Below are 13,404 nucleotides of genomic sequence, written 5' to 3'. Positions count from 1 at the left end.
CCCCATGGGGAGGGCAGGCGCCATTGCCTGCCTCTTTGGGGGTAGGTGTCGCGATGATCCTATAGCGGCTAGTTTCAGCTCGACTGGGTTTTTTGATAGTCGTGGCGAAACGGTGCTGCATTCATCGATCCAACCCCTGGCTCCGGGCGTGGCCTAGGTGCCACTCTGGCAGCCTTGGGTACGGGAATGTGCCTTGTTGTCGAATCGGAGGGGTTGGGATGCCCGCACTGGTGCTCGGGCCGATGCTGCGTTACGTGGACGCGTCCAGCGCCTCGATCTGGGTGGAGACCGACGCGCCGTGCTCGGTCTCCGTGGTCGCGGACGGGCACGCCCACGACTCGCGCACCTTCACGGTGCACGGCCACCACTACGCGATCGTCGACCTCGTCGGCTTAACTGCGGACGTCGAGAGCTACGCGGTCGAGCTGGACGGCGAGCGGGTGTGGCCGGAGGAGGGCCGGCCGCCGAGCCGCATCCGGCTGCTGCCGCCCGAGGGGCCGCGCCGGATGGCGTTCGGCTCCTGCCGGACGAGCGTGCCCCACGACGCCGCCCACGTCCTGACGCACGGCGAGGACGTGCTGCGCGCCTACGGCGGTCACCTCATGACGGCGGACGACGACGAGTGGCCCGACCTGTTGCTGCTGCTCGGCGACCAGGTCTACGCCGACAGCCCCTCGCCCGAGATGCTGGAGTTCATCCGCGCCCGCAGGGACGACGAGCCGCGCGGCGAGATCGCCGACTACGAGGAGTACGCCGAGCTCTACCGGCAGGCGTGGAGCGACCCCGAGATCCGCTGGCTCCTGTCGACCGTGCCCACGGCGATGATCTTCGACGACCACGACCTGCGCGACGACTGGAACACCTCCCACACCTGGCGCGAGCAGATGGCCGCGACGAGCTGGTGGCGGCGCCGGGTGATCTCCGGGCTCGGCGCGTACTGGATCTACCAGCACCTGGGCAACCTGTCGCCGGCCGAGCGGGAGGCCGAGCCGCTGCTGCGCATCCTGCGCGAGGGCACGGGCGACGGCGGCGGCGCGCTCGACGCCTTCGCCGACAAGGCCGACGCCGACACGTCGAGCACCCGCTGGAGCTACGCGCGCGACCTCGGCCACACCCGCCTCATCATGATCGACACCAGGTGCGCCCGGCAGCTCACCCCCGGCGACCGCCGGATGCTCGACCCGGTGGAGTGGCAGTGGCTGGTCGACGAGGTCGGCAAGCCGGCCGATCGGCTGGTCATCGGCTCCTCGATCCCGTTCCTGCTGCCCGAGGGCGTCCACTCGGTGCAGAACTGGAACGAGGCCCTGTGCGACGGCAGGTGGGGCCGCGTGGTCGCGCGGCTGTCGGAGAGGTTCCGGCAGGCGGTGGACCTGGAGCACTGGGCCGCGTTCCGCCGCTCGTTCGACGACCTGGCGCGGCTGCTGGTGCGGGTGGGCAAGCCGACGCTGGTCCTGTCGGGCGACGTCCACTACTCCTACGTGGCCAAGGCGAACGCCGGCCGCATCCACCAGATCGTCTGCTCGCCGATCCGCAACCCGCTCAGCCCGCTGCTGCGCTGGGCCAACGTGATCACCCAGTTCGGCGTCGCGACGCTGGTCGGCGGCTGGCTCGCGCGCTCGGCCCGCATCCCGAGGCCGCCGTTCCGGTGGCGGGTGACCGACGGGCCGTGGTTCCAGAACGCCCTGGCCACGCTCACCTTCCCCGACCGCGCCACGTGGTACCAGTCCTCCGGCAACACCATCAAAGAGATTGCTTCTGTACAAATAACATGAAAACGGTTATCGTTCGGCGCCGTGAGTAACGACCAGTATTCCGTCGCCGTGCCCTTCTACGATCTCTGGCACGAGGACGGGCACGTGCCCGAGATCCGCGAACTGCTGCCGCCGTTGCTCAAGGGCGTCCGGGGGAGCGTGCTGGAGATCGGCGCGGGCACCGGCCTGATCACCCGGGTCATCGCGCAGGCGACCCCCGGGGAGATCTTCGCGGTGGAGCCGGCGCTCGCCATGCGCTCGGTCCTGCTCTCCCGCCTGGCCGAGGACCCGGCCCTGCGGGAGCGCGTGACCGTCCTGGCGTGCGGGGCGCACGACGTGGACCTCGACGAGCCCGCCGAGGCCATCGTGATGATCTCGGTCCTGTACGGCTTCGGCCGGGCGGAGCGCGAGCGGCTCTGGCCCGTGCTGGCCCGTCAGCTCGAACCCGGCGGGCTGCTGCTGTTCAACCACCGCGAGCGGGCCCTGCCCGGGCCCGGGGAGATGGAGCTCATGGGCTCCTACCGGGTGGGCCGGCACACCTACCAGGTGCGGGGCCAGGTGCTGGAGGTCTCCGGCGAGACCTCGCGCTACCGCCACCTCTACCAGGTCACCCAGGACGGGGTGCTCATCAGCGAGGACGAGGTGCTGGGGGAGACCCACCGGCCCTCGACGGCCCGGCTGCGGGCGGAGCTGGAGGCCGCCGGGTTCGTCCCGGACGACGCCCCCGACGGCATGCAGGCCTGGCGCCGGGCGGGATAGCCCGGCGTCCACACAGCGCGGCGGACGTGCGGCCCCGCCACAGGCGAGGGTTCGCGGCGGGGCCGCACGTCCGGTCCGGTACGGGTGCCGTACGGCGGCGCGGGCCGCACGGCGCCCGTCAGCTCAGCGGAACGAGGCGATCGCGTCGGCGAGCTGGTCGACCGCCCACAGGAGGTCCTCCTCCGAGATCACGATCGGCGGAGCCAGCCGGATCGTGGAGCCGTGGGTGTCCTTGGCCAGCACGCCGCGCGCCATGAGCGCCTCCGACACCTGACGACCGGTCGCCAGCGACGGGTCGATGTCGACGCCCGCCCACAGGCCGCGCCCGCGCACGGTGACCACGCCGTCGCCGATCAGCTCGCGCAGCCGCGCGTGCAGCACCTCGCCGAGGCGGGCGGCGCGCTCCTGGAACTCGCCGGTGCGCAGGATCTCGATCACGGCGTTGCCCACGGCGCAGGCCAGCGGGTTGCCGCCGAACGTCGAGCCGTGCTGCCCCGGCTTGATCACGCCGAGCACGTCCGCGTTCGCGGCGACGGCCGACACCGGCACCACGCCGCCGCCGAGCGCCTTGCCCAGCACGTACATGTCCGGGACGACGCCCTCGTGGTCGCAGGCGAAGGTCCGGCCGGTGCGCCCGAGACCCGACTGGATCTCGTCGGCGATCATGAGGATGTTCTCGGCCGTGCACAGCTCGCGCAGCTGCGTCAGGTAGCCGTCCGGCGGCACCAGCACCCCGGCCTCGCCCTGGATCGGCTCGACCAGCACCGCGACCGTGTTGGCGTCGATCGCCTCGCGCACGGCCTCGACCGAGCCGTACTTGACGATCTTGAAGCCCGGCGTGTACGGGCCGAAGCCGTCGCGCGCGTCGGGGTCGGTGGAGAAGCTGACGATCGTGGTGGTGCGGCCGTGGAAGTTGTCCTCCATCACGATGATGGTGGCCTGCTCCGGCTCGACGCCCTTGACCTCGTAACCCCACTTGCGGGCCACCTTGATCGCGGTCTCGACGGCCTCGGCGCCGGTGTTCATCGGCAGGATCATGTCCTTGCCGGTGAGGTCGCCGAGACCGGCGCAGAACTCGGCGAACTGGTCGTGGTAGAACGCGCGGCTGGTCAGCGTGAGCCGGGCGAGCTGCCGCTGCGCCGCCTCGACGATCTTCTCGTTGCCGTGGCCGAAGTTCAGCGAGGAGTAGCCGGACAGGCAGTCGAGGAAACGCCTGCCGTCGACGTCGGTCACCCACGCGCCCTGAGCTTCGCTGATCACCACGGGCAGCGGGTGGTAGTTGTGCGCGCTCCGGCGCTCGATCACACCGATCAGCTCTGAGCTGGTCGCCATCCTAGTTGTCCCCCCTGATCTCCAGTGTGCAGCACTTCGGGCCGCCGCCCGCCTTGCGCAGCTCGGACAGGTCGACGGGGATCGGCTCGTAGCCCCGCCGCTTCAGCTCGAGCTGCAGGTCCGCGGCCTCGTAGTTGATGACCACGTGGGTGCCGTCGCTGACGGCGTTGAGCCCGAGCACCTCCGCGTCGGCCGCGCTCGCGAGCACCGCGTCCGGGAACATCCGGGCCAGCACCCGCCGGCTGCCCTCGGAGAAGGCGTCGGGGTAGTAGCAGACGTTGTGGCCGTCGAGCGGGAACAGCGCCGTGTCGAGGTGGTAGAAGCGGGGGTCCACCAGCGTGAGCGACACCACCGGGCGGCCCACGAACTCCTGGGCCTCCAGGTGGGCGGCGACGTTCGTGCGGAACCCGGTGCCGGCCAGCACGACCTCGTCCAGGGTCAGGAAGTCGCCCTCACCCTCGTTGACGTGCTCGGGCTCCAGCACAGGGTACCCGCGCTCGGCGAACCAGCGCAGGTATGCCGGGCCCTCCGGGCCGCGCTGCGGGAAGGCGAAGCGGGCGCCGTACGCCCGGCCGTCCACGACGAGGGCGCCGTTGGCCGCGAACACCATGTCGGGCAGGCCCTCGACGGGGTCGATGAGGCTGACCTGGTGCCCGAGGCTCTCGTACGTGGACTTGAGTCCCTCCCACTGCCGGATCGCGACGTCGCGGTCGGCGCCCGCCTCCGGATGCATCCACGGGTTGATGGCGTACTCAACCGCGAAGTGCTCGGGGCGGCACATGAGGAAGTGCTTGGGCATGCAGGTCTCCGTAGAGGTCGTACAAGGGTGTGTGAGCCCCGGGCGCGGGGGACGAGCACAGCCTAGGAATGTATGTTTATGCAGGCCAAGCAATGCGAATGGCGTGTTCGCGCGGGTCTGTTGCGAGTATCGGGGGTCGGCGTGCGATCCGTTGCGCGGCCCTCGGACGGCCGCGTCGCGGGGCTAGCGCAGGGCGGCCTCGGGCGGCGTCTCCCGCACCTGCCCGGCCCCCGCGACCTCGTCCAGGGAGGCCCCCGGAGGCTCGTCCACCAGGCGCGACAGCACGATCGAGCTCTTGGTGCGCACCACGAACGCCTCGGCCGCGATCCGCTCGATGACCCGCTCCACGTGGCGCACGTCCGTGGCGCGGATGTGCACCAGCGCGTCGGCCTCGCCGGTGATCGTGGCCGCCGCCACCACCTCGGGGAACTTCGCGACCGCGAGCGCGATGTCGGACGGCTTGGTCTTGCCCTGGCAGAACAGCTCGACGTACGCCTCGGTGGTCCAGCCGAGCGCGCGCGGCGCGACCCGGGCGCTGAAGCCGGTGATGACGCCGGTCTCGCGCAGCCGGTCGACGCGGCGCTTGACGGCGGACGCGCTCAGCCCGACGTGGTGCCCGATCTCCGCGTAGGTCTGCCGGGCGTCCTCGACGAGGGCGGCGATGATGGCGCGATCCAGCCGGTCCAGTTCCACGGGCCCTGTATACCGCCTCGCCCCGCCGCGGCGCGACGCGGCCGGGCGTCGGCGCGCCGCGCGACATGACGGACATGCGGCAGACTAGGCGCCGCGCGACGCCACCTGCCGCGTCCGCGTACGCCGCCGGAGGGTTGTCGAGAGATGAGCACAACGCGCTTCCCCGAAGGGTTCGTGTGGGGAGTGTCCACGTCCGCCTACCAGATCGAGGGGGCGACCACCGAGGACGGGCGCGGCCCGTCGATCTGGGACGTCTTCCCCGGCGGACGCAACGGCGACCCTGCGTGCGACCACTACCGGCGCCACGCCGACGACGTCCGGCTGATGAAGGACCTCGGCATGGCCGCCTACCGGTTCTCGGTGAGCTGGCCGCGCGTCATGCCCGCGGGCCGGGGCCGCCTCAACGGCCCCGGGCTGGACTTCTACGACCGGCTGGTGGACGAGCTGCTGGCCGCCGGCATCGCCCCCTACGCCACCCTCTACCACTGGGACCTGCCCCAGGCCCTGGAGGAGGAGGGCGGCTGGACCTCCCGCGACACCGCCCACCGCTTCGCCGACTACGCCCGGGCCGTCCACGACCGCCTCGGCGACCGCGTCGGCACCTGGTTCACGATCAACGAGCCGTGGGTGGCCGCCTTCCTCGGGTACGGCTCCGGCGTCCACGCGCCCGGCCGGCGCTCGGCGGCCGAGGCGTTCACCGCCGCGCACCACATGCTGCTCGCCCACGGGCTCGGCCTGGAGGCGCTGCGCTCGGCGGGCGCCGGCCGGGCCGGCATCGTGCTCAACCTCTCGCCCGTGCTCACCCCCGGCCAGCTCGGCGACATGCGGTCGCGGCCGTCGGAGGAGGACGCGGCGGCGGTGGCGCGCATCGACGCGCTGCACAACCGGCAGTTCCTGGAGCCCGTGCTGCGCGGGCGCTACCCCGCCGACCTGCTGGAGCTCGTCGAGCGGACGTCCGGGCTCGGGCACGTCCGCGACGGCGACCTCGACCTCATCGGCCGGCCGATCGACCTGCTGGGCGTCAACTACTACACCCCGACCGTGGTGCAGGCCCGGCCGGGCGCGGCGGCCGACCCGGCCTTCCCCGGCAGCGAGGACGTCCTGTTCTGCAGCGTGCCCACCGCCGTGACCGCCATGGGCTGGCCCATCGTCCCCGGCGGGCTGACCCTGCTGCTGCGCCGCCTGTCGCGGGAGTACCCCGAGACCGAGATGATGATCACCGAGAACGGGGCGGACTTCGTCGACGTGCTGACGGCCGACGGCATCCACGACGTCGAGCGGACGAGCTTCATCGAGGAGCACCTGCGCGCGCTGCGGGTCTCCCTGGAGGAGGGGGCCAAGGTCCGCGGCTACCTCGTGTGGTCGCTGCTCGACTGCGTCGAGTGGGCCGACGGCTACCGGCGCAAGTTCGGCCTGGTCCACGTGGACCTGGAGACCCAGCGGCGGCGGCTGAAGGACAGCGCCCTGTGGTACCGCGACGTCATCGCCCGCAACGGCCTGCCCGACGGCCGGACGCGGCGGCCCACGCTGGAGACCGTCGCCGCCCGCGCCGGCGTCTCACGGGCCACGGTCTCGCGGGTGGTCAACGGCGAGGCGTCGGTCAGCGCGGAGGCGCGCGAGGCGGTGCTGCGCGCGGTCCGCGAGCTCGGGTACGTGCCCAACGCCGCCGCGCGCAGCCTGGTCACCCGCAGGACCGACACGGTGGCGCTGGTGCTGTCCGAGCCCCGCCACGGCGGCGACGCGCTGATCGCGGCCATCGTCCGGTACGTCACCAGCATGCTGGAAGGGGCCGGCAAGCAGATCACGCTCATGCTGGCCGACACGGCCGACAGCCGGCGGCGCGTCGTCCAGCACGTGGAGGCGCGCCAGGCCGACGGGGTCGTGCTGCTGCCGCCCGACGACCACGGCCCGCTGGCCGAGCGGCTGGCCCGCACCGGCGTGCCCGTCGTGCTGCTCGGCCGGCCGGCCGTGGCCTCGCTCGTGCCGCACGTGGACGTGGACAACGCCGGCGGCGCGGCGGCGGCCACCGCCCACCTGCTCGGCCGGGGCCGCCGCCGCATCGGCATGCTCTGCGGGCCGACGGACCTCGTCGCCGTGCAGGACCGGCTCGCCGGGCACCGCGACGCCCTGCGGGAGGCGGGGCTGCGGCCGCTGCTCGCGCTGTCCGGGCTGGACCGCGAGTCGGGCGCGGCGGCGGCCCGGCGGCTCCTGTCGGACCATCCGGAGCTGGACGCCCTCTTCACCACGTCCGACGACCTGGCGATCGGCGCGCTGCGCGCGGCCCGCGACCTGGGGCGGCGGGTGCCGGAGGACCTCGCGGTCGCCGGGTTCGGCGACATCGACGCGGCCTCCTGCACGACGCCGGCCCTGACCACGGTCCGCGTGCCGGTCGAGGACCAGGCCCTCGCGCTGGCCCGGCTGATGCTGTCCCGCCTGGACGGCCGGCACGCGGGCCCCGTGGTGCTGCCGGCCCGCCTGGTGGTCCGCGACTCGGCCTGACGGCGGCCGGGACGCGCCGGCGGAGGAGGCGGGCCGGTCCGGGCCGACGCCGGCCCGGCCGGGCGGCGCGGCCGGCCGGGCGGCCGGTCAGGAGGTGGAGAAGGTGAACCAGTTGACGTTGACGAAGTCGGCCGGCTGGCCGCTGCTGAACGTCAGGTAGACCGTGTGCCGGCCCGTCACCGGAGCGATGTTGGCCGGCACGGTGCGCCAGCTCTGCCAGCCGCCGGTCGAGGCCACCGCGAGGTCGCCCACCGGTGCCGCGCCCAGGCTGTCCAGGCGCACCTGGACGAGGCCGCTCACCCCGGCCGCCGCCCCCGACGCCACGCGCACCTTGACCTGCCGGGCCGCCTCGGAGCCGAAGTCGACCCCGTCGAAGCGCAGCCAGTCGCCGCCCGACACGCCGCCGACGTTCTGCCCGCCGCCGGTGTCGGTCGTGCCCTCGACCATGGTGCCCGACTGGGCCTGGAAGCTCTCGGCCTGGATGGTGGAGCGGGCGTCCACCCCGCCGGGCGTGACGGTGGGCGTCGGCGTGGGGCCGGCCCCGCCGCTCTGCCACACGGCCACGTAGTCCACCAGCATGGGCCTGCCGGGCACGGTGGCCGCGGTGGGCGTGCCGAACCCGGCCACGCCGTTGGGGAAGGCGCCGCCCATGGCCACGTTGAGCAGCAGGAAGTAGCCGGCGTGGCCGGTCATCGCGGTCCAGGTGCCGGCGTCGAGCTGGGCCTGGCTCACGCTGTGGAACTGCTGGCCGTCCACGTACCAGCGGAGCTGGTTGGGGCTGACGGAGCGGTCCCACTCGAAGCGGTAGGTGTGGAAGGCCGACTGGCAGGTGGAGCCGGGGCAGGCCCGGCTGGCGCCGAGCCCGTTCGTCTCCTGGCAGGGACCGCCGGGGTTGACGCCGCAGTGCAGGACGCCCCAGACGGCGTTGAGGCCGTTGACGTTCTCCATGATGTCGAACTCGCCGATGCCCGGCCAGTTCCAGTAGTCGCCCCGGTACGGCGCGCCGAGCGCCCAGAACGCCGGCCAGTAGCCGAGGGCGGCGTCACCGGTGACGTTCGGCATCTGGATGCGGCCCTCGATGCGCAGCACGCGACCGTCGGCGGGCTTGAAGTCGGCCCGCCGGGTCTCGATCCGGGCCGAGGTCCACTCGCCGGACGAGGCGCGCTGCGGGGTGATGCGCAGGTTGCCGGAGCCGTCGAGGCTGAGGTTGGCGGGGTTGCCGGTGTAGTTCTGGATCTCGCCGGTGCCCCAGCCGGCGGGGCCGCCGGGGTAGGCGTGGCCGGTGCCGACGATCCACTCGGCGGACGGCGCCGAGCCGGAGGGGCCGGTGAAGTCGTCCGACCAGACGAGCGACCAGCCGGACGGGGTGGGCGGGACGGCGGCCGAGGCGCCGGCCGCCGCGTGGACGAGCAGGCCGGCGAGCGTGACCAGGGCCGCGGCGAGGGCGGCGAGGCGACGTCGGTGGCGGCCGGGGAGGAGGCGCGTTGTCATGGCTGCTCCTGGGGGATGCGGGGGCGGAGCGTGGCGGTCTTCAGAGAGCGCTCTCTTACAGAGAGGGAAACACGCCATGACGGGGGTGTCAAACAGTCGGAGAGCGCTCTCCAGAAGGTGGCCCGAAACGCCGGCGAGCCGGGGCGGTGCTCACGCACGCGCCCCGGCTCGCCGGACGGAGTACTGCCGGAGGTCAGCCCTTGTCGGCCTCGCCGGTGGCCGCTTCCAGGGCGTCCTCGGGGGAGGCCTCCAGGTCCTGCTCGGCCTCGGCGCCGGCCTGCGCGGACTGCTTGTCCAGGCGCACCCAGCTCGTCACGCTCTCCACCGCGAACAGCACGAACAGGTAGGCCGTCAGCAGGGCCAGCACCAGCGTCAGCCAGCCGAGCGCCGCGCCCGCGCCGATGAGGAGCAGCCGCAGCTCCCAGCCGAGCCCCGCGTGGAACACCCAGGCGGGCGGCCAGATGCTCTGCCGCGTGCGGTAGACGGTGTCGTAGGTGTGGTAGCCCACCACGTACACGAGCACGAACAGCAGCCACTTGGGCGCGTCGGCCGCCAGGCCCACCGCGATGATGGTCAGGAACTCGGTGCCGCGCAGCAGCGGCGGGGTGAGCCAGTCGAGCCGGCCCAGGTGGTCGCGCGGCGCGGTCGGCAGCACGAGCACGAGGACGACGAGCACGGGCAGCAGCAGCATCGGCCCGGACGACGGCAGGCCGATCGCGGTGATGACGGCGACCGCGACGAGTGCCAGCAGCGTGGCGGGCACCGGGGGCAGGCCCCTGCCGAGGCGGCCGGACAGCGCGTGGACGAGGGGCCCGTCGTCGCGGTAGGCGAGCAGGCGGGCGGTCTGGACGCGGCGGCGCTCCTCGTCGGGGTCCGGCGTGGGGGTGGCGGCGGCCTGCGGGTAGGTGATCATGCGAGCGACCTCATGAGGCGTCCGGTGAGGGTGTAGACGGCGGCGACGGTGCCCCAGATCACCAGCGTGAGGAAGGTGATGCGGGCGTCGAAGAGGGCGGCGGTGATCGCGATGGCCGCGAACCGCTCGCCGATGGGGAAGACGATCATCTTACGCGCCCAGTGGACGGCGCGGTACCGCCCGGCCTTGGACCACATCTTCAGCACGCCCCGGATGCCCTGGCTGCGCTCGACCCGGCGGCGCTCCAGAGCCTTGCGCAGAGCGCGGTCGTCGGGCGCGGTCAGCGGCAGCGTGGGCAGCTGGGCCGGCGGCTTGCGCCGGTTGGCGACGCCGTAGGAGAAGTCGAGCAGGTGGCGCACCGACTGCAGGCCGATGGCGGCCAGCGCGAGGATCCAGATCTCGTCGCCGTTGCCCGACACGACCCAGCCGATCGCCAGGCCGGCGAAGACGACGTACTCCTTGAAGCGGTCGAACGTCGCGTCGAGCCACGCGCCGAGCACGCCGAACTTGCGGGCGTAGCGGGCGACCTGACCGTCGACGCAGTCGAAGACGAACGCGAAGTAGATGAGCGCGCCGCCGAGCACCATCCACGGCCGGTCGCCGGTGGCGAAGCAGGCCGCCGCGAGCACGCCCAGCGTGATCGAGATGAGCGTGACCTGGTTGGGCGTCAGCCCGCGCCGGGCCGCCCAGCGGGCGATGAAACGGGAGTAGGTGGAGACGAAGTAGGTGGTGAAGAAGCCGTCGGCGCCCTTGACCGCGTTGTTGAGCCGGGCCCGGTCCTCGTCGTAGCCGGACATCTCGGCGACGGCCTCGTCGGCCTCCTGCTGCGTGGAGACGCGGCGGAAGAACAGGTCGCGCCGGCCGCGGACGCCGACCGACACGCCCTTGCGCACCAGGCCGAAGATCAGCAGCTGGACGAGGTCGTCGTCCTCGCCGAACAGGTGGGCCATGCCGGCCATCTCGCGGCAGGCCTCGGCCAGGACGGCCGCGTTGCGGGTGCTCACGTGCAGGGGGCCGAGCGCCACCATGTTGGGCCGGGTCACGGCGTGGTGGGCGGTGCCGACGGAGACGATGCGGGACTTGCCGGCGCGGGCGCGCACGGGCAGCCCCTCGAAACGCCGGAGGCTGATCTCGGGCTCCGCCTCGTCGATCGGGACGATGTCCTCCTGCGCCTCGTCGGCCGCCTCCGGCCGGGGCTCCTTGGCGATGAGGGCCAGCGCGCCGCGCTTGGTCTTGGTGATCTGGTAGATGAGCTCGTCGTGGATCACCGAGTTGGCGGGCAGGATGAGCAGGCTCTCGGTCGCGGACTCCGCGACGTCGGCCAGCGCGCGCAGGGCGGCGGCCACGTCGTCGGACTCGATGGTCGCCGGCCGCGGATCCAGGGACAGGATCTGGCTGCGCAGTCGCTCTGCCACGGTCGGGCCGCCGGGCAGCGCCGCGAGCCTCAGGCCGGTAGGAGCGGTGTCGGGGCCGGGCGAAGAGCCCAGCAGGACCACGCGGGTCATGACTCCCTTTCGAGGCGGTTGCGGGGGGATGAACTACTAAAGGTATTGCGGGGACAGGCGTCTGAGTCTAATGAGAGTCGCGCAGCGTCGCGTCACCGACGCGGTCCCGTAACAGAAAGACCGTGCGGCCATAAGATGGGCGAGTGAGTCTCTACCGTGACGAAGGCGTGGTTCTGCGCACGCAGAAGCTCGGCGAGGCCGACCGCATCGTCACCATCCTGGCCAAGCGCACGGGCAAGGTGCGCGCCGTCGCCAAGGGCGTGCGCCGCACCACCTCGCGCTTCGGCGCCCGGCTGGAGCCGTTCACGCACGTCGACCTGCAGCTCCACACGGGCCGCACGCTCGACGTCGTCACGCAGGCCGAGACGATCCGGCCGTACGGCGAGGCGCTGGCGTCCGACTACCCGCGCTACACCGCGGGCACGGCGATGCTGGAGACCGCCGACCGGCTGACCCACGGCGAGAAGGAACCGGCCCTGCGGCACTTCCTGCTGCTGGTGGGCGGGCTGCGCACGCTGGCCGACGGCCTCCACGAGCCCCGCCTGGTCCTCGACGCCTACTTCCTGCGCTCCCTGGCGGTGGCGGGCTACGCGCCCGCCCTGGACGCGTGCGCCAAGTGCCGGGCGCCCGCGATCAGGGCGTTCGCCATCGTCTCCGGCGGCGTGGTGTGCGGCGCCTGCCGGCCCGCGGGCGCGGCCGTGCCGGCGATCGAGACGATCGGGCTCATGACGGCGCTGCTGCGCGGCGACTGGGCGACGGCCGACGCCTCGGAGCAGCGCCATCGGGGCGAGTGCAGCGGCCTGGTCGCCGCGTATCTCCAATGGCACCTCGAACACGGAATACGCTCTCTGCGACACGTCGAAAGGGAGCCAGTGTGAACGTCCGACCGCCGTCCCCCCACCCGTCCGGTGCCACGCCGCCGCCGATCCCCCGCGAGTTCGTGCCGCGGCACGTGGCCATCGTCATGGACGGCAACGGGCGCTGGGCCAAGGCCCGCGGGCTGCCCCGCACCGAGGGCCACAAGGCGGGCGAGGCGTCGCTGTTCGACGTCATCGAGGGCGCGCTGGAGCTGGGCATCCCGTACCTCAGCGCGTACGCCTTCTCCACGGAGAACTGGAAGCGCTCGCCCGACGAGGTGCGCTTCCTCATGGGCTTCAACCGCGACGTCATCCGCCGGCGCCGCGACGAGCTGCACGCGATGGGCGTGCGGGTGCGCTGGGCGGGCCGGCCCGGGCGGCTGTGGAAGAGCGTCATCTCCGAGCTCCAGGCGGCCGAGGAGATGACCGAGCACAACCGGAAGCTGACGCTGCAGTTCTGCGTCAACTACGGCGGGCAGGCCGAGATCGTGCAGGCCGCGGTCAAGCTGGCCGGCGACATCGCGGCCGGCCGGGTCAAGCCGTCGAAGGTGGACGAGAAGGTCTTCGCGCGCTACCTCGACGAGCCGGAGATCCCGGCGGTCGACCTGTTCGTGCGCTCGTCGGGGGAGCAGCGCTTCTCCAACTTCCTGCTGTGGCAGTCGGCCTACGCCGAGATGGTGTTCCTCGACCGGCTCTGGCCCGACTTCGACCGCCGTGACCTGTGGGAGGCGTGCGAGATCTTCGCCAAGCGCGACCGGCGCTACGGCGGCGCCCTCCCCAACCAGGTCTGAGCCCCTGGAAGGCA

11 protein-coding genes are annotated in these 13,404 nt (G+C 72.8%); 5 read left to right on the top strand and 6 right to left on the bottom strand.

Annotated features, from left to right (window positions below; all coding sequences use genetic code 11):
• The first annotated feature begins 218 nt into the window (after positions 1–218).
• Together HT134_RS09280 and HT134_RS09275 are read left to right on the top strand one after the other, a co-directional pair.
• Positions 219–1,772 carry an alkaline phosphatase D family protein gene (locus HT134_RS09280; RefSeq protein ID WP_175599723.1) on the top strand — a complete coding sequence of 518 codons (1,554 nt, stop codon included), beginning with the start codon at positions 219–221 and terminating at the stop codon, positions 1,770–1,772.
• 21 nt (positions 1,773–1,793) lie between these two features.
• Positions 1,794–2,510 carry a class I SAM-dependent methyltransferase gene (locus tag HT134_RS09275; protein ID WP_175599722.1) on the top strand — a complete coding sequence of 239 codons (717 nt, stop codon included), beginning with the start codon at positions 1,794–1,796 and terminating at the stop codon, positions 2,508–2,510.
• Positions 2,511–2,633: 123 nt separating this feature from the next.
• Here HT134_RS09275 and rocD read toward each other — a convergent pair whose 3' ends face one another.
• The 3 genes from rocD to HT134_RS09260 form a co-directional block, all read right to left on the bottom strand.
• Complete coding sequence (gene rocD, locus HT134_RS09270; protein WP_175599721.1) at positions 2,634–3,842, bottom strand: ornithine--oxo-acid transaminase; 1,209 nt, start codon at positions 3,840–3,842, stop codon at positions 2,634–2,636.
• A gap of 1 nt (position 3,843) precedes the next feature.
• Positions 3,844–4,641, bottom strand: coding sequence for a dimethylargininase (gene ddaH, locus HT134_RS09265; RefSeq protein ID WP_175599720.1), 798 nt, complete (start codon positions 4,639–4,641; stop codon positions 3,844–3,846).
• A gap of 183 nt (positions 4,642–4,824) precedes the next feature.
• On the bottom strand, positions 4,825–5,334 hold the full coding sequence (locus tag HT134_RS09260; RefSeq protein ID WP_175599719.1) for an Lrp/AsnC family transcriptional regulator: 510 nt from the start codon (positions 5,332–5,334) through the stop codon (positions 4,825–4,827).
• A gap of 144 nt (positions 5,335–5,478) precedes the next feature.
• On the opposite strand from HT134_RS09260, the gene HT134_RS47580 reads away from it, so the two are divergent.
• Entirely contained in the window at positions 5,479–7,833 is a 2,355-nt protein-coding gene (locus HT134_RS47580) for a GH1 family beta-glucosidase (protein WP_217707253.1), read from the top strand.
• Positions 7,834–7,920: 87 nt separating this feature from the next.
• Here the strand turns inward: HT134_RS47580 and HT134_RS46805 are convergent, their stop codons facing one another.
• From HT134_RS46805 to HT134_RS46795, 3 genes are all read right to left on the bottom strand, one after another.
• Entirely contained in the window at positions 7,921–9,324 is a 1,404-nt protein-coding gene (locus tag HT134_RS46805) for a glycoside hydrolase family 16 protein (RefSeq protein ID WP_175599718.1), read from the bottom strand.
• Positions 9,325–9,517: 193 nt separating this feature from the next.
• Positions 9,518–10,237, bottom strand: a complete 720-nt coding sequence (locus HT134_RS46800) for a DUF5941 domain-containing protein (RefSeq protein ID WP_175599717.1) — start codon at positions 10,235–10,237, stop codon at positions 9,518–9,520.
• Complete coding sequence (locus tag HT134_RS46795; protein ID WP_175599716.1) at positions 10,234–11,742, bottom strand: CDP-alcohol phosphatidyltransferase family protein; 1,509 nt, start codon at positions 11,740–11,742, stop codon at positions 10,234–10,236. The genes HT134_RS46800 and HT134_RS46795 overlap by 4 nt, the downstream gene beginning before the upstream one ends.
• A 143-nt stretch (positions 11,743–11,885) precedes the next feature.
• Here HT134_RS46795 and recO point away from each other — a divergent pair, with 143 nt between their 5' ends.
• Both recO and HT134_RS09230 read left to right on the top strand, forming a co-directional pair.
• Complete coding sequence (gene recO, locus HT134_RS09235; protein WP_175599715.1) at positions 11,886–12,620, top strand: DNA repair protein RecO; 735 nt, start codon at positions 11,886–11,888, stop codon at positions 12,618–12,620.
• Positions 12,617–13,390, top strand: a complete 774-nt coding sequence (locus HT134_RS09230; RefSeq protein WP_312888045.1) for an isoprenyl transferase — start codon at positions 12,617–12,619, stop codon at positions 13,388–13,390. The genes recO and HT134_RS09230 overlap by 4 nt, the downstream gene beginning before the upstream one ends.
• The last annotated feature ends 14 nt before the right edge of the window (positions 13,391–13,404 follow it).

It is taken from the genome of Nonomuraea rhodomycinica (assembly GCF_013363995.1).
Taxonomy (GTDB): domain Bacteria; phylum Actinomycetota; class Actinomycetes; order Streptosporangiales; family Streptosporangiaceae; genus Nonomuraea; species Nonomuraea rhodomycinica.
Note: the sequence above shows the minus strand (reverse complement) of the source record. Positions and strands in the feature narration are given on the sequence as shown.